18 protein-coding genes are annotated in these 18,081 nt (G+C 60.8%); 17 read left to right on the forward strand and 1 reads right to left on the reverse strand.

The window, feature by feature from the left end; genetic code table 11:
• The 17 genes from Q0G75_RS02040 to gluQRS all read left to right on the forward strand — a co-directional run.
• On the forward strand, positions 1-1,487 hold a 1,487-nt coding region (locus tag Q0G75_RS02040), incomplete at its 5' end, for a proton-conducting transporter membrane subunit (RefSeq protein WP_294417705.1).
• A gap of 15 nt (positions 1,488-1,502) precedes the next feature.
• The gene (locus Q0G75_RS02045) at positions 1,503-2,372 is read left to right on the forward strand and encodes an NADH-quinone oxidoreductase subunit H (protein WP_294414646.1); all 870 of its coding nucleotides are present in this window, start codon (positions 1,503-1,505) and stop codon (positions 2,370-2,372) included.
• A 10-nt stretch (positions 2,373-2,382) separates the two neighbouring features.
• Positions 2,383-2,823, forward strand: a complete 441-nt coding sequence (gene nuoB, locus Q0G75_RS02050) for an NADH-quinone oxidoreductase subunit NuoB (RefSeq protein WP_042434261.1) — start codon at positions 2,383-2,385, stop codon at positions 2,821-2,823.
• Positions 2,824-2,828: 5 nt separating this feature from the next.
• On the forward strand, positions 2,829-3,875 hold the full coding sequence (locus Q0G75_RS02055; protein ID WP_294414647.1) for an NADH-quinone oxidoreductase subunit C: 1,047 nt from the start codon (positions 2,829-2,831) through the stop codon (positions 3,873-3,875).
• A 1-nt stretch (position 3,876) separates the two neighbouring features.
• The gene (locus Q0G75_RS02060; protein ID WP_114620818.1) at positions 3,877-4,965 is read left to right on the forward strand and encodes a nickel-dependent hydrogenase large subunit; all 1,089 of its coding nucleotides are present in this window, start codon (positions 3,877-3,879) and stop codon (positions 4,963-4,965) included.
• A 4-nt stretch (positions 4,966-4,969) separates the two neighbouring features.
• On the forward strand, positions 4,970-5,350 hold the full coding sequence (locus tag Q0G75_RS02065; protein ID WP_294414653.1) for a 4Fe-4S binding protein: 381 nt from the start codon (positions 4,970-4,972) through the stop codon (positions 5,348-5,350).
• 115 nt (positions 5,351-5,465) lie between these two features.
• Positions 5,466-6,110 (forward strand): CDP-alcohol phosphatidyltransferase family protein, encoded by a 645-nt coding sequence (locus Q0G75_RS02070; RefSeq protein ID WP_294414654.1) that lies wholly within the window; start codon positions 5,466-5,468, stop codon positions 6,108-6,110.
• A 464-nt stretch (positions 6,111-6,574) separates the two neighbouring features.
• Entirely contained in the window at positions 6,575-8,434 is a 1,860-nt protein-coding gene (locus Q0G75_RS02075; RefSeq protein WP_294414655.1) for a VanW family protein, read from the forward strand.
• Between the two features lie 77 nt (positions 8,435-8,511).
• Positions 8,512-9,813, forward strand: a complete 1,302-nt coding sequence (locus Q0G75_RS02080; RefSeq protein ID WP_294414656.1) for a phenylacetate--CoA ligase family protein — start codon at positions 8,512-8,514, stop codon at positions 9,811-9,813.
• 5 nt (positions 9,814-9,818) lie between these two features.
• Positions 9,819-10,247 carry a hypothetical protein gene (locus Q0G75_RS02085; RefSeq protein WP_294414658.1) on the forward strand — a complete coding sequence of 143 codons (429 nt, stop codon included), beginning with the start codon at positions 9,819-9,821 and terminating at the stop codon, positions 10,245-10,247.
• Positions 10,237-11,655: a D-alanyl-D-alanine carboxypeptidase family protein gene (locus Q0G75_RS02090; RefSeq protein WP_294414660.1), complete on the forward strand. Its 1,419-nt coding sequence runs from the start codon at positions 10,237-10,239 to the stop codon at positions 11,653-11,655. The genes Q0G75_RS02085 and Q0G75_RS02090 overlap by 11 nt, the downstream gene beginning before the upstream one ends.
• A gap of 22 nt (positions 11,656-11,677) precedes the next feature.
• Positions 11,678-12,118: an FHA domain-containing protein gene (locus Q0G75_RS02095; RefSeq protein ID WP_294414661.1), complete on the forward strand. Its 441-nt coding sequence runs from the start codon at positions 11,678-11,680 to the stop codon at positions 12,116-12,118.
• A gap of 61 nt (positions 12,119-12,179) precedes the next feature.
• Positions 12,180-13,919: a thiamine pyrophosphate-dependent enzyme gene (locus Q0G75_RS02100; RefSeq protein WP_294414662.1), complete on the forward strand. Its 1,740-nt coding sequence runs from the start codon at positions 12,180-12,182 to the stop codon at positions 13,917-13,919.
• A 3-nt stretch (positions 13,920-13,922) separates the two neighbouring features.
• The gene (locus tag Q0G75_RS02105; RefSeq protein ID WP_294414663.1) at positions 13,923-14,513 is read left to right on the forward strand and encodes an indolepyruvate oxidoreductase subunit beta; all 591 of its coding nucleotides are present in this window, start codon (positions 13,923-13,925) and stop codon (positions 14,511-14,513) included.
• Positions 14,513-14,944, forward strand: coding sequence for an ACT domain-containing protein (locus tag Q0G75_RS02110; RefSeq protein WP_294414664.1), 432 nt, complete (start codon positions 14,513-14,515; stop codon positions 14,942-14,944). Before Q0G75_RS02105 ends, Q0G75_RS02110 begins: the two co-directional genes overlap by 1 nt.
• A gap of 28 nt (positions 14,945-14,972) precedes the next feature.
• Positions 14,973-16,337: a phenylacetate--CoA ligase family protein gene (locus tag Q0G75_RS02115; protein ID WP_294414666.1), complete on the forward strand. Its 1,365-nt coding sequence runs from the start codon at positions 14,973-14,975 to the stop codon at positions 16,335-16,337.
• Positions 16,338-17,297 (forward strand): tRNA glutamyl-Q(34) synthetase GluQRS, encoded by a 960-nt coding sequence (gene gluQRS, locus Q0G75_RS02120; protein ID WP_294414667.1) that lies wholly within the window; start codon positions 16,338-16,340, stop codon positions 17,295-17,297. It abuts the gene before it with no gap.
• A 333-nt stretch (positions 17,298-17,630) separates the two neighbouring features.
• On the opposite strand, the gene Q0G75_RS02125 is transcribed toward gluQRS, so the two are convergent.
• Positions 17,631-18,071 carry a hypothetical protein gene (locus Q0G75_RS02125; protein ID WP_294414668.1) on the reverse strand — a complete coding sequence of 147 codons (441 nt, stop codon included), beginning with the start codon at positions 18,069-18,071 and terminating at the stop codon, positions 17,631-17,633.
• Between the last annotated feature and the right edge of the window lie 10 nt (positions 18,072-18,081).

An 18,081-nucleotide genomic window follows, 5' to 3' on the forward strand; every position in this document is an offset into this window, starting at 1 on the left:
GCTATATGGAGGATTTCCAAGCTCACGAGCCCGCCGATGCCAAGGATCGCCGTCCGAGGTTCTTCGCCCTCATGTTCCTGTTCCTGTCCGCCATGTACGTCATCGTGTTCTCCAACAACCTGTTGTGGATGTTCACTGGCTGGGAGATCACCACGGTGTGCTCGTTCCTGCTCATCGGTTACACCAAAACGCCTGAGGCCATCAACAACGCGTTCCGTCAGATCATCATGAACCTGGCTGGCGGCATCGGCTTTCTGGTGGCGCTGTTCGCCATCGCGCTGACCATGGGTACGCTCTCGCTCGTGGAGTTCATCGCCGCCGGCGTCATGGCTCCGGCGCTTGCGGCTCTGCCCGCGGTGGCGCTGGCGTTCGCCGGCATCACCAAGGCGGCTCAAATGCCGTTCCACACCTGGTTGCTCGGCGCTATGGTGGCACCTACCCCCACCTCCGCGCTCCTGCATTCGTCCACCATGGTCAAGGCCGGCGTGTTCTTGCTCATCAAGCTTTCGCCGATCTTTCTCGTCTGCCCGGTGGCAGCAGTCATGACCATCCTTGTGGGCGGCCTGACCTTCCTGCTGTGCAGCTTCATGGCCATCTCGCAGACCAACGCCAAGCGCGTGCTTGCGTACTCCACCATCGCCAACCTGGGCCTGATCGTGGCCTGCGCCGGCGTGGGTACCCCCGAGGCCGTGTGGGCGGCAACGTTCTTGGTGCTGTTCCATGCTGTGGCCAAGAGCCTTCTGTTCCTGTGCGTGGGCACCGCCGAGCACCACATCGGCAGCCGCGACATCGAGGATATGGACCTCATGTTCGAGCGCATGCCTCGTCTGGCCCGCTTCATGATGGCCGGCATCATGATCATGTTCGTGGCGCCCTTCGGCATGCTCGTGGCGAAGTGGGGCACGCTCGTCAGCTTCGCTGACACCGGCAACGTCGCCCTTATCCTCATCCTGGGCTTCGGCTCCGCGGCCACGTTCCTGTTCTGGGCCAAGTGGCTTGGCAAGCTTTCGGGCATCGCCGCCCATCCCCTGAACGTCGAGACCACCGTGCACCGCAGCGAGTGGATCGCGCTCATGGTCATGGCCGTGCTCTCCATGCTGTGCTGCGTGGGCCTGCCCGTTCTGTCCACGTTCCTGGTAGAGCCCTACATCGTCGACGTGTTCGGCGTGTGCTCCCAGGGCGTCAGCCAGGCAAACCTTTGGGTTGCCGCTCTGCTGTCGGCCGTGGTGTTCGTGGTGCTGTTCGGCGGTTTGGGCTCCAAGCAGGTCAAGCAAGTGCCCGTCTACCTTGCCGGCGTTAGCGAGAACAACGCCAACCGCACGTTCCGCAACTCCTTGTCCGGTGAGACCATGGCCACATCCCGCAACTGGTACATGGAGGGCATCTTCGGCGAGCCCAAGATCACCCCGGTGGGCGTTTGGGCCACCAGCATCATCATCGTCGTCGGGTTCTGTGCAGCTATCGCCACGCTGTACGGGCTGCTCTAAGAAGGGAAGTGTCTCATGTATTTGATTCCCATCATCGTGGGCACCATCGCCTTCGCCGTGCTCGCTCCTGTTGCCGGCTGCCTGCTCGCCGGCCTTGACCGCAAGCTGTCCGCCCGCATGCAGGGGCGTGTCGGACCGCCCATCCTGCAGCCCTATTACGATGTGCGCAAGCTTCTGGAGAAGGACCGCGCAGCGGTGAACAACGTCGAGGGCACCTACATCACCTGCGCACTCGTGTTCGCCATCCTGGCAGGCGGTATCTTCTTCGGTGGCGGCAACCTGCTGCTGTCCGTGTTCGTGCTCACGCTGTCCAGCCTGTTCTTCATCCTGGCGGCGTACTGCACTCGCAGCCCCTACTCCGAGGTCGGTGCGGCCCGTGAGGCGCTGCAGATCATGGCCGAAGAGCCCATGAGCCTGTTCATCGCCGTGGTGTTCTTCCTGGCCACGGGCTCGTTCGATTCCAGTGCGGTGTTCGGGCTGGAGGTTCCGGCCATCGCCGCCACGTGGATCGCCTTCTTGGGCTTTCTGTTCATCCTCACCATCAAGATGCGCAAAAGCCCCTTCGATCTGAGCTATTCGCACCACGCCCACCAGGAGCTCGTCAAAGGTGTCACCACCGAGATGAGCGGCCGCACGCTCGCGAAGGTGGAGGTCATGCACTGGTGCGAGAACGTGCTGGCGCTCGGCTGGATCGGCCTGTTCTTCGTGTGGGGCAACCCTGTCTCCCTCGTTGTGGCCGTGATCGCCACCCTTGCCGCGTTCTTCCTGGAAATCCTCATCGACAACAACTTCGCCCGCGTGAAGTGGCAGCTCATGCTTAAGAGCGCGTGGGCGGTGGCCCTGGTGGCCGGCGGCATCAACATCGCCGTCCTTATGTACCTGTAAGGAGGTCGCAATGGCTTATTTCGCGAAATCGCCGTGGGTCATCCACTACGACGCCTCAAGCTGCAACGGCTGCGACATCGAGGTTTTGGCGGCCCTGTGCCCGGGCTTCGACGCCGAGCGTTTCGGCGTGATCAACACCGGCAACCCTAAGCACGCTGACATCTTCCTGGTCACGGGCAGCGTCAACGAGCAGAACATCTCGGTCGTCAAGGAGATCTACGAGCAGATGCTCGAGCCGAAAGTGGTCGTGGCATGCGGCATCTGCGCATGCTCCGGCGGCATCTTCCATGATTGCTACAACGTCATCGGCGGCGTCGACCAGGCCATCCCCGTCGACGTGTACGCTCCGGGCTGCGCGGTGCGCCCCGAGGCCATCATCGACGCGGTCGTCGAGGCCGTGGGCATCCTGGAGGAGAAGCGCGCTGCTATGAAGAACGGGAAGGAGGCGTAAGCGCCATGGCAATACCCGCACAGTACCAGGAGATCTCGGTCGAGGGCCTGCCCGCCCTGTCCGAGCGCATGCAGGCCGAGGGCCATCGTTTCGTGCAGGTGCTCGCCGTCAATACCGAGGCCGGCATCGACGTGCAGTACACGTTCATGAAAGATGGCGTGCTCGAGGTCTTCACCATCAAAGGCGTCACGCCCGAGACCCCTATCCCCAGCATCACCGACCGCTTCATCGCCGCGTTCGTGTTCGAGAACGAGATCCACGACCTGTTCGGCGTGAACGTCCGCGATATCGCCATCGATTTCGGCGGCAACTTCTACGTGACGGCGCAGCCCACCCCCATGACCATCATCTCGCCGGCTCAGAAGGCGGCCCGCGAGAAGGCGAAGAAGGCGGCGGCGGCCAAGGCCGAGCGTGCCCGTCAGGCGGCGGCGGCCAATGCAAGCTTCGTCACGTCCCATCCCGACGCCAAGGGCAAGGTCGTAGGCGTGGCTCCTTCGGCGAACACCAAGGATATCGAGCTGAAAATGGCCGGCGCCGATCCCGAGAAGATCGCCCGCGTCAAGGCTGCGCTCGCCGCGAAGGCCAAGCGTGCCGAGGCCGAGGCGCAGGCCGCCCGCCCGCAGGTCTACGACGAGGCGCTTGAAGCCAAGCTTGCCGCCATGGACCCGGAGAAGGCCGCCAAGGTTCGTGCGGCCATGGCCGCCAAGGCCAAGCTTTCGGGCATGGAGCCTGAGAAGGCCCAGGCGGTGCGCGGGGCGCTTGCCAACGAGGCGAAGCTGGAAAGCCAGCGCGCCACCGGTCAGGCCACGGCCCAGCAGCAAGCCGAGCTCGATGCCAAGCTTGCCCAGCTCGACCCCGAGAAGGCCGCTAAGGTGCGCGCGGCGCTCGATGCGCGCGCCCGCCAGGAGACCGCTCAGGCCGAGCATGATGAAAAGGTCGCCGTGCTTGAGGAGCGTCTGAAGAACATGGATCCCGAGAAGGCCGCCAAGGTGCGCGCCGCGTTCGAGGAGAAGCAGCGCCAAGCGCAGGAAAACGGAAAGGCTGGTGAATAGCATGGGAAAGGCAACCGTCATCCCCTTCGGACCGCAGCATCCGGTTCTCCCCGAGCCGCTTCACCTGGACCTTGTCGTCGAGGACGAGAAGGTCATCGAGGCCATGCCTCAGATCGGCTTCGTGCATCGCGGCCTTGAGAAGCTCGTGGAAACACGCGACTACAACCAGTTCATCTACGTGGCGGAGCGCATCTGCGGCATCTGCGCTTTCGGCCATTCCATGGGCTATGCCGAAACCGTCGAGCAGCTTATGGGCGTGGAGGTCCCCGACAGGGCCCAGGCGCTGCGCGTCATGTGGCACGAGCTTTCGCGTATCCACTCGCATGTCCTGTGGCTCGGCCTTGCCGCCGACGCCTTCGGCTTCGAAAGCTTGTTCATGCACTGCTGGCGCCTGCGCGAGCGCGTGCTCGACATCTTCGAGAAGACCACCGGCGGCCGCGTCATCTTCTCCGTGGTCAAGGTCGGCGGCGTGGTGCGCGATGTCGACGACGCCATGTTCGCCTACATCAAGCAGGTGCTCGAAGGCCTGAAGGACGAGTATCGCCAGATCATGAACACGCTGCTCACCGATACCTCGGTGAAGAACCGCCTAGTGGGCGTCGGCTACGTCAGCCACGACGACGCTGTTGCGGAAAGCATGGTCGGCCCGTTCGGCCGCGCTTCGGGCGTGAACTACGATGTGCGCATGCTCGGCAACGGCTGGTACGGCAAGCTCTCCGAGTTCCAGCCGATCCTGTCCAACGACGGCGATTGCTATGCGCGCGTCCAGGTCCGCTGCCTTGAGGTGCTGCAGTCCATCGACATCATCGAAGAGGTCATCTCCCGCATGCCCGCCGGCGATATCGAGGTGAAGGTCAAGGGCAATCCCGCCGATGGCGCCGAGGCCTGCAACGTGCTCGAGCAGCCTCGCGGCGAGTGCTACTACTATGCCCGCGGCAACGGCACGAAGTTCTTGGAGCGCATGCGCATGCGCACGCCGACCTCTCAGAACATCGCAGGCATGACCATCGCCCTGAAGGGCTGCGATCTGGCCGATGTGAATAACATCATCCTGACCATCGACCCTTGCATCAGCTGCACGGAAAGGTAGAGCGATGAGCGGATTCAAACTTGGAAAAATGACGTTCGGCTCGCTGTTCAAGAAGCCCGAGACCGTGCTGTATCCGGTGGTGAAGCCTGAGCCTCCCGCGGGTTTGAAGGGCCATGTGGTGGTCGACGAGTCCACCTGCATCCTGTGCAGCCTGTGCGTGAAGCGTTGCCCCTGTGGTGCCATCGAAGTTGACAAGAAGGCCCGCACCTGGGCAATCGACCACTTCCGCTGCGTCCAGTGCGGCAGCTGCACCTATGAGTGCCCCAAAGGCAGCTTGACCATGCTGCCCACCTACGAGACCGTTTCAAGGCAGAAGCGCGTGCATACCTTCACTATTCCCGAGCGGCCCAAGGCGGCCCCCAAACGTGAAGATGCCGGTGAATAGGTAGCCCAATCGTAACCTTCGGATGCGCGGTGGGTTAGTATAATCGCATTCGAAACTTGCGCGGGGCGCTTTCGGGCGCCCCGTCTTGCGTTGCAGGCCACGGGGTAGGGAACACATGTCATCTCAGAAAACCGAAGCAGTCACTAACCGCATCTTCACCATTCCCAACGTCATTTCCTTCATCAGGTTATGCATGGTGCCGGTGTATATGGTGCTGCTTCTCAACGGCTACGATCTGCTCGCCACGTTCATGTTCGCGCTGGCGGCGGGTACCGACTGGATCGACGGCCAGCTTGCGCGTCGCACGAACTGCGTGTCCAAGCTCGGGCAGCTGCTCGACCCTGCGGTTGACAGGGTCCTCATGAGCTGCGGCGTCATCGGATTGATGCTCGTCGGTCGCTTGCCCATCTGGATCGTCGTGGTCGTCTTGGGCCGCGACCTTATGCTGCTTGTCGGGGGCGCGTATCTGCTGAAGCGCTATCACGAGCGCGTCGCCGTCATCTATCCCGGCAAAGTGGCCACCACGTTTTTGTTCGTGGGCTTCGCGGGCCTGTTGCTGAACATGCCGCTCATCGGCGGGCTCGGTTGGTTCGATGTCTCCTGGCTGCCGGGCTTCGGCTCTGTGGCATGCTCCTGGGGCATCTGGTTCGTGTATGCCGGTTTGCTGGTGGGCCTTTTCACCACGATGTATTACGTGTTGGCCGGGTACCGCAAGATGCAGAAGGCTCGCCGGCTTGAGGCGAAAGGGCGCGTCAGGTGAGCGCTCCGCAGCATAGCCGGCCCTCGCAACGCGGTGCCTCGCGTCCCGGTTCGCAAACGCGTTCAAGCGACTACGCTCGCGTCAACGCCGGAAGGCCTCGGCGCTCGGAGGGCTCTCCGCGCCACGCGTCAGGGCGATCTTCGGCAGGCGCGGGCTCTGCACGTGCGCCCAGGCAAGGGAATAGAACGTCATCGGCGGCCCGAACCGCTCAGCGGTTGGGTCGTCGTGTGCATTCGGCGGCCTCCGAACGTTCGGGCGTGCAGCCAAGTTTGTGGACCAAACAGCAGCGCACGTCCTCGCGTCCCTCCGGTGCGCGAAATCGCGGGCAAGCGAGACCTGACGCCGGTTCTGCCTTCTTGTCAGCGGCAGGAAACGTGCTTTCCTGGCTTTTCGGCGCGCTTCTTGCCATTGCTCGCGTTGTCGGGCGTGCGCTAGGGGCCTTGCTGCGTGCGTGGTTCAAGCTTGTGCGGAAGAGCAGGCCCGCGCTTATCGTGTCAGTGTGCGCTGTCGCGCTCGTTGTCATCTGCACCGTTGATGGGGTCTCCCATGCCGGTCGTGCTTACTCCGGCGTCAAAGTCGGCGATATCGATGTGTCCGGGCTCAACGCCGAAGAGATCGAGCAAGCGCTCGATCAGGCGTATGTTCAGCCGCTTCAGCAGGCCAGTGCCACGGTGTTCGCTTCCGACGAGGCCGCGCAGCAAACCGATGAGGCCGCTGCGGCGCAAAACCAACAGGATGCGGCGCTTGCCGAGCAGATGGCGGTTGATGAGGCCATGGCCTCGAAGCAGGCATGGCAGACCACCGGCGCGGAGCTGGGGGCTTCGTTGGATTCCGGCCAGCTTGCCGAGCAGGCGCTTGCAGTCGGGCGCTCCGACGGCGGTCTGCTTGCGCGCATGGGTGCGGGGCTGTTCGGCAAGAGCATCCAGGTGGAGCCTTCCTTTGACGAAGGGGCGCTTGAGGAGTTCGCCTCGAACATCGATGCCGCCATCGGTCAGCAGCGTGTAGATTACGATGTGAAGGTTTCCGCCGGCATTGCCTATGTGGTGCAGGGCAACGACGGCTGGGAGGTCAACCGGCAAACGCTGGCCGGCCTTCTCGGCGATGCCATGATCGGGTCCTCCGATGGGCGTATCGTCGCGCATACCAAGTACACGCCTGTGCGCATCTCTTCCGATGCGGCTACCCAGGTTGCCCAGGACGTCACCTCGGCGCTCGCCGGCGGAGCGCGTTTTCAATTCGATGGGCACACGTGGCAGGCAACCGCCTCCGAGATCGGCGCCTGGGTATCCACCTGTGTCGAGCAGACGGGGGATGGCTGGCGTCTGCGCCCCTATATCGACCAACAGCTTTCCAAGTCGGCCATGGCGTCGGGCATCAGGCAGGCGGAGGGCGATTCGCTCTCGGGCGTCGGTTTCGAGACCGATGGGTCGGGCCAGGTGAGCGTCACCACCGACGGGCAAGGCAAACTCCCCGATGTGTCCGATGCCGCCGATGCGCTGTCTTCGGCGCTGTTCGGGCAGGGGGATAGCGTCACTCCGGCCCAGCAAGCTCCCGAGATCGCGGTCGATGCCGATGATATGCCCAAGCGCCTCACCTTCCAGGAGGCGCTCGACAAAGGCGTGGTCGGGCCCATAGGCACCTTCACCACCACCTATACCACGGGCCAAGGCACCGAGAACCGCAATCACAACATCGAGCTGGTCTCCCAGATACTCGACAACTCCATCTGCAAATCGGGCGAAACGTGGTCGTATAACGGGACCACGGGCGATTGCAATGAGGAGAAGGGATTTTTGGGAGCGGGCGCCATCATCGACGGCGAGTACACCGATTCGGTGGGCGGCGGCATCTGCCAGGTTGCCACCACGGTGTTCGATGCCGTCTACGAGTCCGGCTTGCCCGTCGTCGAGCGTCACAACCATTCGCTCTACATCGCAAGCTATCCGGCAGGACGCGATGCGGCCGTCTCGTACCCCGAACTCGACCTTGTGTGGCGAAACGACACCGCCAGCGATGTTTTGGTAAAGGTTTCCACCCAAGTCGGGTCGGTAACCGCTACACTGTATGGAGTCGATCCCGGCTATCAGGTAACCACCGAAACCGGTCAATGGGAGGCGGGCAAGAAGTATTCGACCACCACCAAAGTGGACGATACGCTTGCGCCGGGCACCAGCTACGTGAAAACGCGCGGCACCGACGGTTCGACCATCGAGGTGACGCGTACGGTCAAGGACGTGAACGGAAACATCGTGCGCCAAGACCTGTTCGCCAGCGTGTACGACCCCATCAACGAGGTTATCTTGAAGGGTCCGGATCGAAGCTAGCGGGTTACTTCATATTTAAGCGGCGATACGCGCCCACCGCACGCCAGGCGCCGCGCACAAAGAAAGGTAAGAGAAAGGTGTACTTCCAGCCGGAAATCGAAACGATGTCACGTGAGGAGCTGCGCGTTCTGCAGCTCGAGCGCATGAAGTGGTGCGTACAATATGCGTATGACAACGTCCCTTTCTATCAGAAGAGCTTCAAGGACGCCGGCGTCGAACCGGGCGATCTGAAGACGCTCGAGGACATCACGAAGTTCCCGTTCATTCTCAAGCAGGACATGCGCGACAACTATCCTGACGGCCTGTTCGCTGTGCCGCGTTCCAAGGTCGCCCGTCTGCATGCCTCCTCCGGCACCACCGGCCAGGCAACGGTCGTCGGCTCCACGGAAAACGATCTGAAGCATTGGGGCGAGTGCTTTGCGCGCGGTCTTGCCATCTGCGATTGCGACGAGAACGCCACCATGCAGATCGCCTACGGCTACGGCCTGTTCACCGGCGGTTTGGGCGCCCATAGGGGAGGCGAGACGGCCGGTTGCGCCGTCATCCCCATCTCCTCGGGCAATACCAAGCGTCAGATTCAGATGCTCAAGGATATGGATGTCGATGTGCTGGCATGCACGCCTTCCTATGCGTTGCACATCGCCGACACGGCGATCGAGATGGGTATCAACCCCGCAACCGACCTGAAGGTGCGAGCCGGCATCTTCGGCGCCGAGCCTTGCAGCCAGGGTATGCGCGATGAGATCGCCGAGAAGCTTGGCGTGCAGTACTGCGACGTATACGGCCTTTCCGAGGTCATGGGCCCGGGCGTGGCCTTCGAATGCAAGGAGATGAGCGGCCTGCACCTGGCCGAGGACCACTTCTTCGCTGAGATCATCGATCCCGACACCCTGCAGCCCGTGCCCGATGGCGAATACGGCGAGCTGGTGTTCACCACGCTCACCCGCGAGTGCTGCCCGCTTGTACGCTACCGTACGCGCGACATCACGCGCATCATCTCCGAGCCCTGCGCCTGCGGCCGCACGCATCGCAAGATCGATCGCATCATCGGCCGTTCCGACGACATGCTCATCCTGCGCGGCGTGAACGTGTTCCCGTCGCAGATCGAGCAGGTGCTCACCGGCTTCCCCGAGATCGCCACGCAGTACCAGATCATCCTCACCACGCGCGGTCCGCTCGACCATGTCGAGCTGCGCGTCGAGACCGTGCCCGAGTTCCCGTTCGACGAGATCCGCAAGCTCGAAGCGCTCAAGAAGCGTCTGGCCACCGAGCTCAAGGGTAACCTGCAGATCGCCGTGGACATCAAGCTCGTCGAGCCCAAGTCCATCGAGCGCAGCGAGGGCAAGGCCAAGCGCATCATCGACCTGCGAAAGGAGTAAAGGCTATGATTTCCCAGCTCACCGTTTTTTTGGAGAACGAAAAGGGCCGTCTGGCCGCAGCTACCCGCGCGGTCGCGGATGCCGGCGTCAACATGCATGCGCTGTATCTGGCCGACACCGAGGATTTCGGTGTGGCCCGTATGCTGTGCGATACCCCCAACAAGGCCGCCGAGAAGCTGACGCTTGCCGGTTGGCGTGCCGCCGTCACCCCGGTCATGGCGGTTCGCGTCCCGGACGTGCCGGGCGGTTTGGCCTCGCTGCTCGAGTTCTTGGACGAGTGCGATGTTAATGTTGAATACGGTTACTGCATGTCGGTCGAGGGCGGGCACGCTATCGACGTTTTGAAGGTATCCGGAGACGAGGAAATCGAACGCAAGCTTGCCGATGCCGGCTTTGCGCCAGTTTCCGCGGAGGAAGTGTACATTGTCGACTAGCTTCACGTTGCATAGTGGGCTGAACAAGCACGCACGCGCCATCGCGTGCGTGCTTGTGTTCGTGCTGGCCCTTAGCCCCGTCGCCGGCGGCGTCGGCAATGCGTACGCCGATGTGCGCAAAGCCGATATCGTCATGGGCGAAACGGTGGACGCTCGCGGGTTGGCCGTGGCGCAATGTCCGAACATCGATGCCGAACGCGCCATCGTGGTGGATGCCGACGGCACCGTGTATTTCGAACGCAACGCCAACGATGCCGCTTGCATCGCCTCGGTCACGAAGATCATGACGGGCGTGGTAGCGCTTGATGCCGTCGCGTCCGGATTGACGTCCCTCGATTCCACCATCACGGTTTCGGCGGATGCCGCCGCGGTGGGCGAGTCGTCCGCCGGGTTGCAGGAAGGCGACACCATGACGTTGAAAACTGCGTTGTATGCGCTGTTGGTGCCGTCGGGTAACGATGCCGCCATCGCAATCGCCGAATCGGTGGGCGCGGCCTTAAGGTCGAGCGGCACCGCCTCGGGCGATTCGGATGTGAAGGCCTTCGTTGCGCAGATGAACGCCACGGCCCAGAAGCTCGGCTGCACGAACACGGTCTACGAGAACCCGCATGGCCTTGACTTCGATCAATATGATGGCAACTTGCATTCCACGGCTGCCGACCAGGCGAAAGTGGTCGCCTATGCCATGACCAACCAGACGTTTCGCTCGGTGGTCGGTGGCGGGTCCACCACCATCACGGTGAAACGTGGCGGGTCCTCGGCCGATGTGTTCCTGGAAACCACCGACGGCTTCTTCGATATCAACGATGATGCCATCGGCGTTAAAACCGGCTACACGGAGAAGGCCGGCGCTTCGTTTGCTGGCGCCGTCAATAAAGACGGCCAGGAGCTGTACGCCATCGTTTTGGGGTCGACGTCGGATAGCCAGCGCTTTTTTGATGCGGATGAGCTGGTGGAGTGGGTGTTTGAACATCGCAAGACCTATCAACTTGCCAATTGCGACCAGAACACGCAGATGAACGGGGCATCGGTGCCCTTGGTGGCTCAGGTGGCGCATGACGACTGGATAGACCGTACGGTGCCTGCAACGTTCGCCGATCCGCAAAGCGCCGTGGAGGTCTTCGACTTGAACGGCAACGTCAGCCAAACCGTGCAATTCAATGAGTTGCACGGGTCGGTCAAGGCGGGCCAGGTCGTGGGAACCGTCACATTCAAGCAGCGCAACCAGGTAATCGCAACGCAGGATCTGGTGGCGTGCAAAGACGTTCCCGCCCCGAACTTCTTCGAGGGCATCGGCATCGCCTTCGATAGGTTCATGCGCGGTTTCTCCGGCGAGGACAAAACGGCAACCTCGCAGCTGTTGAATACCACGCCGCTTATCGTGGATAAAACCACGTCGACGCAATAGCGGCATGTAGGAAGGAGCTATCATGGCCAATGTATGCCCGGTATGCAACAATCCGGTAGGTCCCGAGGATTCGGCCTGCCCGCACTGCGGCTTCAAGCTGCAGGGATCCACGCAGCGTTTCGCACCGCTGCAGTTCGGTGAAGATCAGTTGGTCGCCGCCGCCAAAACCAAGCCCACTGCTGTGCTTCACGTGGTTCGCGGGCCGCAAACCGGCGTGTCGTTCAAGCTGGGGGACCAAAAGCTCAGCATCGGACGCAGCCCGCAGTGCGACATCTTCCTCAACGATATGACCGTCTCCCGCATGCACGCCTCCGTCGAGCCGGTGGATTCAGGTTATGAGATTTCCGATGAGGCATCGTTTAACGGGGTATGGGTGAACAACAACAGCATCGATACGTATCTCCTTGCTGACGGCGACGTCGTGCAAATCGGCGCGTTTTGCTTGGTGTACAAAGAAGAGTAACGCCGCGGGGATCCGCGGTTTCAGATAGACGCGTTCGCGCGTCTTCACAGACGGGAGCGACATGGAACTGTTATCAGGAAACGAGGCGATAGCCCAAGGCGCATGGGAGGCCGGTTGCCGTATCGGGGTGGCCTATCCGGGCACGCCTTCCACCGAAACGCTTGAGACCTTTGCGAAGATGGATGGCGTGTACGCGGAATGGTGCGTCAACGAGAAGGTTGCCGTCGAAGTGGGCGTCGGCGCCAGCGCGGCTGGCGCGCGCGTGCTGTCCACCATGAAGCATGTCGGCGTCAACGTTGCGGCAGACCCGCTGTTCACTGCTGCCTATACCGGCGTCGGCGGTGGTTACGTGGTGCTTGCGGCCGACGATCCCGGCATGTACTCCTCTCAAAACGAGCAGGACTCCCATTACTATGCCGCGGCGGCTCATATCCCCATGATGGATCCTGCCGATTCCGCAGAGGCCTTGGCGTTCACCCGCAACGCCTTCGATCTCTCCGAGCGCTTCGACGTGCCGTTCTTTATCCGCTCCTCCGTGCGCGTGTCCCATACGAAGACCCCGGTCGAGCGCGGTGCTCGTTGCGAGCACGAACTCAAGCCTTATGAAAGCAATCCCGCGAAGTGGGTCATGATGCCGGCATTCGCCAAGCCGCGCCGCAAGGTGCAGCTTGAGCGTATCGAGCAGCTTTCCGAATGGGTTGAAACCTGCGAGTTCAATCGCATCGAGCGTAAGGGTGCAAGCGTGGGCGTGGTTTGCGCCGGTGCCGCTTATCAGCATGTCGTAGAGGCTCTTCCGGATGCATCGGTGTTCAAACTCGGAGTGACGTATCCCTTGCCCGCGCAGGCGCTGCGCGACTTCGAGGCGGGCGTGGATGAGCTGTACGTCGTTGAGGAAGGTTCTACCTACTTGACCGATGCGGTACGCGCATTGGGCGTTCGCGTTGCCGATTTCCCATGCGGCTTGCCGCGCGACGGCGAACTGAGCCCCGGCCTTATCCGTGCGGCATTCGGCCAGGAGGCCCCTGCGCATGCGCAGGCTCCCGCCGATGTTCCGGGCCGCCCGCCCGCGTTGTGCGCCGGCTGCCCGCATCGCCTGGTATTCAAGGAGCTCTCGCGCATCAAGGCCGTGGTCACCGGTGATATCGGATGCTACACGCTTGGCGCGCTGCCCCCGCTTTCCGCTATGGATACGTGCATCGACATGGGTGCTTCCGTTTCCATGTCCCATGGTTTCGAGCTTGCCTGGGCGGGCACCGAGCATCGCCCCGTGGTCGCCGTCATCGGCGATTCCACCTTCGCCCATTCCGGCCTTTCGGCGCTTATCAGCACCGTTTACAACAAGGGCGCCGGAACCGTCTGCGTGCTCGACAACCGCACCACGGCCATGACCGGTCGACAGGGCAACCCCTTCAACGGCGAAACGCTGCAGCATCGTCCTTCGCGCGAGCTTGACCTGGAAGGCGTGCTCCATGCCATCGGCGTGCCCGATGTGCGCACCGTAGACCCCAACGATATGAAGGCCGTGCGTCTTGCCCTGCGGGAGGCCACGCGCTCCGACGAGCTGTCCGTCATCGTCTTCCGCAGCCCCTGCGTGCTCATCGACCGCATCCGCAAGCCCGCGTATGCGGTGGCGGATACGTGCACCGCGTGCGGTGTATGCACCACGCTTGGGTGCCCGGCTATCGCTAAGACCCAGGACGGGCATGCGGTCATCGACGGCAGCATGTGCATCGGCTGCGGCCAATGCGAGCAGTATTGCGCGTTCAAGAGCATCGTATCCACGGCCAAGGAAGGGGAATAGCCCATGTCCAACGCAACTACCGTTTTGCTGTGCGGCGTCGGCGGGCAGGGCACCATCCTTGCCGCTGACCTGCTGGCTCGCACGGCCCTTGCAAGCGATTACGACGTGAAGGTGTCCGAGATTCACGGCATGTCCCAGCGAGGCGGCGCGGTCACCACGGTCGTCCGTTTCGGCACCGAGCCGGTTGCAACCATGGTCGCCGACCACGGTTGCGTCGATTGCGTCGTGTCCTTCGAAACCACCGAGGCGCTGCGCAACCTTCCCTTCGTTCGTGAAGGCGGCTATCTGCTGGTGGCCGATGAGGCCATCAAGCCGCTGCCCGTGCTGACCGGTAAGGCCGGTATGCCCGAGAACGCGCGTGAGAAGCTTCAGGCTGCGGGTGCATCGCTTATTCCCGCCGGGCCCATTGCCGAACAGGTGGCAACCGCGAAATCGGTGAACGTGGTGTTGCTCGGCGCCTTGGCCACGCGTTTGGATTTCTCCGAAGAAGTCTGGAAGGAAGTCATCTCCAAGCGCGTTCCGCCCAAAACCGTTGAGGCTAACCTGCGCGCTTTCGACGCCGGTTATGAATTTGCCCGAAAGGGGGCCGAATAATGAGCGTTCAGCAAATCAGCGTGTTCGTGGAAAGCAAGCCGGGACATCTGTCCCGTGTGGTTGATGCGTTCACGCAGGCAAACGTCAGCGTTCGAGGCTATAGCGCGTCCGACACCGGCGATTACGGCATCGTTCGATTCGTGGTCGATGACCCCGATCGCGCGCTGCAGGTTTTGCATGATATGAATTGCGCTGCCACGAAAACCTCCGTGCTGTGCCTTCGCCTTGAGGACAAGCCCGGCGAGTTGGCGCGCGTTCTGAAGGTGCTCTCCTCGTGTGGCATTAACGTGCAGTACAGCTATTCGCTGATCTCCACGTATATTTGCCTGTACGTCAAAGACCTCGATCAAGCGGAGAAGCTGTTGGCCGACCAGCCCGTCGATCTGCTTGATCAGAAGGATTTTCTTCACATGACGGCCGATATTGCCTAACCTCGCACGTTAGATAAGGTGTTGTTTCATGATCGATATCACGGAAAAGGGCGCAGCGCTTCGCGCGGCTTCTGAAGGACGCTTCGATGAGCTGCCTATTCATAACCCCGATGTGGAATGCTGTTCGCGCGAGCGCATCCGCGCCATCCAGCTTGAAAAGCTGATCGCGCAGGTGGAGTGGACCTATGAGCGCGTCGCGTGGTATCGCGACCAGATGGACGAGATGGGTGTGAAGCCCTCCGACATCAAGTGCTTGGAGGATGTGCGAAAGCTTCCCTTCACCGACAAGCATGCGCTGCGCAAGACGTTCCCGTATGGCATGTTCGCCGTTCCTTTGGATGAAGTCGTTGAGCTTCATTCGTCTTCGGGCACTACGGGAAAGCCTATCGTGGTTGGTTATAACCGTCATGACATGGATGTTTGGAACGATTGCATCATGCGTTTGGTGCAAATGGCGGGCGTCGTGCCTACCGATCGCGCGCAGATGGCGTTCGGCTACGGCATGTTCACCGGCGGTTTTGGTTTGCACTACGGCCTGCAACGTCTTGGCTGCATGATGATTCCTGCCGGCTCGGGCAATACCGAGCGTCAAATCCAGATGATTCAGGATTACGGCACCACGGTGCTGGTGGCTACTCCTTCCTACGCCATGCATATCTGCGAAGTCGGCGAGAAGATGGGCTATGACTGGGAGACCTCCACGCTGCGCGTCGGTCTGTTCGGCGGAGAGCCGTGCCCTCCGGGTCTGAAGGCCGAAATCGAATCCCGTATGCATATCGTTTGCACGGACAACTATGGTCTGACCGAGGTCATGGGCCCTGGTGTGTCGGGCGAGTGCCTTGCCGAGCGCGATATGCAGCATATCGCCGAGGACCATTTCCTGTGGGAAGTGGTAAACCCCGAAACCGGCGAGTCCGTTGCCGATGGCGAGATGGGCGAGCTTGTCCTCACCCCGCTCGATAAGCAGGCTATCCCGGTTCTGCGCTATCGTACCCATGACTTGACGCGTGTGGTTACGGAGCCCTGCAAGTGCGGCCGCACTTCTGCAAGGATGCAGAAGGTCCGTTCGCGCTGCGACGATATGCTCATCATTCGCGGAACCAACGTGTTCCCCAGCCAAGTGGAAGACGTGCTTTCGGGTATTGACGGCGTTACCCCGCATTATCGCATCGTCGTTGACAATGAAACGGGTTTGGACCGCATGGTCGTGCATGTGGAGCTTAAGCCTGAGGCGTTTAGCGATTCCTTCGAGGAGATGGATAAGTTCCGGAAGCGGATTGAGAAGGAACTCAAGAGCGTCCTGCTTGTGGCTTCGAAGGTCAAGCTTGTCGAGCCTGGCGGTATCGAGCGCTCGTTCGGCAAAACCAAGCATGTTCAGGACCTGCGTAAGTAAATGATGCCGCAATCACATTATTTCGAATCGGAAGCGAACCGTCCCGTTGTGGGGCGGTTCGCTCCGTCTCCGACAGGTCGGATGCATGCGGGGAATATCTACGCTGCCCTTGCGGCCTGGTTGGTTGCAAAGTCTCAAGGCGGAACGATTGTTCTGCGTATCGAGGACCTTGATCGGGAACGCTCGAAAGCGGAGTATATCAACGCTGTGCAGCGTGATTTCGAGTTGTTGGGCCTGACCTGGGATCGCGGTCCGTACTATCAGCATGATAGGGATGAAGCGTATCTCGAGGCCTTCAGGGCCTTGCAGCGCAAAGGGCTGGTGTACCCGTGCTTTTGCACGCGTGCTGACTTGCATGCGGCATCTGCTCCGCATAGGGGAGAGAAATTCGTGTACTCTGGTACCTGCCGCGGTTTGACCGCAGGGCAGATTGCCGACAAAAGCTTGGTAAGGGCTCCGGCGCAGCGTTTACGAGTGCCGGATGCCATGTATTCTTTCAAGGACATGGTGCAGGGTCTTTATGAGCAGAACTTAGCTCATGATTGCGGGGACTTTCTTATCCGTCGCTCCGATCAGGCATTTGCGTACCAGCTAGCCGTAGTGGTGGATGATGCGGCTCAGGGCGTTACAAGCGTCGTGAGAGGCGTTGACTTGCTTTGCTCCACTCCTCAGCAGCTGTACTTGCAGGAGCTGCTCGGGCTTGGTCATCCTTGCTATGCGCATATTCCCTTATTGGTTGCGGAGAAGAATCGCCGGCTTTCAAAGCGTGATCATGACGCCGGTATCGAAGAGCTTCTTGCAAGGTTTAAGACCCCTGAAGCGATTATCGGGCATATCGCGGGTATATGCGGACTTGCTCCAACGTGCGATCCTGCAACCCCTGAACAGCTGCTTGCTACGTTTGATGCTGCGCAGTTGCCCGAGCTGTTTTGCGACCCGGTTCAAATTCCCTGGAGATAACGGCCGTTTGACTTATGTCAGGGTTATAGGAGTAGCAGGGTATGGACTCGATTGCTTATCGTGGTGAGACTGTGGCAAATCAATAGCTATGATGACCCCACTCGATGCTCATGTTTTTCTGAGGGGCCATGCTAGCTCATGAAACGATCAACCACATTCTGTTGCTTGGTTTGGGAATGCGGGTAAATAGCTGGACCGGTTCGGTCCAGCTATTTACCCGCATTCCCTCACCTGTTGCATAGATAAGCGTTTTGCCTTCTATATACAAAGACAGCGATCTTTGATTTACAAAGACCGCTGTCTTACATTCCTAAAGGGTGTTGCGTTGTCGTTTTAAAAAACTACAGCCATCAGGCTGAGAAGCACGCATTGCACCAAAACGAAAACGGTTACACGAACATTGCTGCTTTTGAACTTAGCTTTGGGGTCTTTGGAACCGACAAGCTTCACGTACAGTCGAACCACGGTAATCAGAAATGCCACCATGGCCACGTCGCAAACAAGGGAGAAAATCGTGGCCAGATCGGAAACGCCCATGGTTCGCCCTAACTCGTAGAAAAGCAGGCTGGCATCGGTCGCGAAAAACGCGAAGGTAACGGCACTTGCCAACTTGGCGATTTCCTTCGCCTTGGCTTCTTGTTGCTGTTTTTGGTGATTTGCACTCTCGTCATACTTGTAGACCAACTGAAGGTATTTTCCGTTCATCAGCTGAAAAGCCACAAGCAGCGAAACGGCTCCGAAAATCACAGCGAAAAAGATTTGAAGCAATCCCATTGAGCAAACC

It is taken from the genome of uncultured Senegalimassilia sp. (assembly GCF_934636665.1).
GTDB lineage: Bacteria > Actinomycetota > Coriobacteriia > Coriobacteriales > Eggerthellaceae > Senegalimassilia.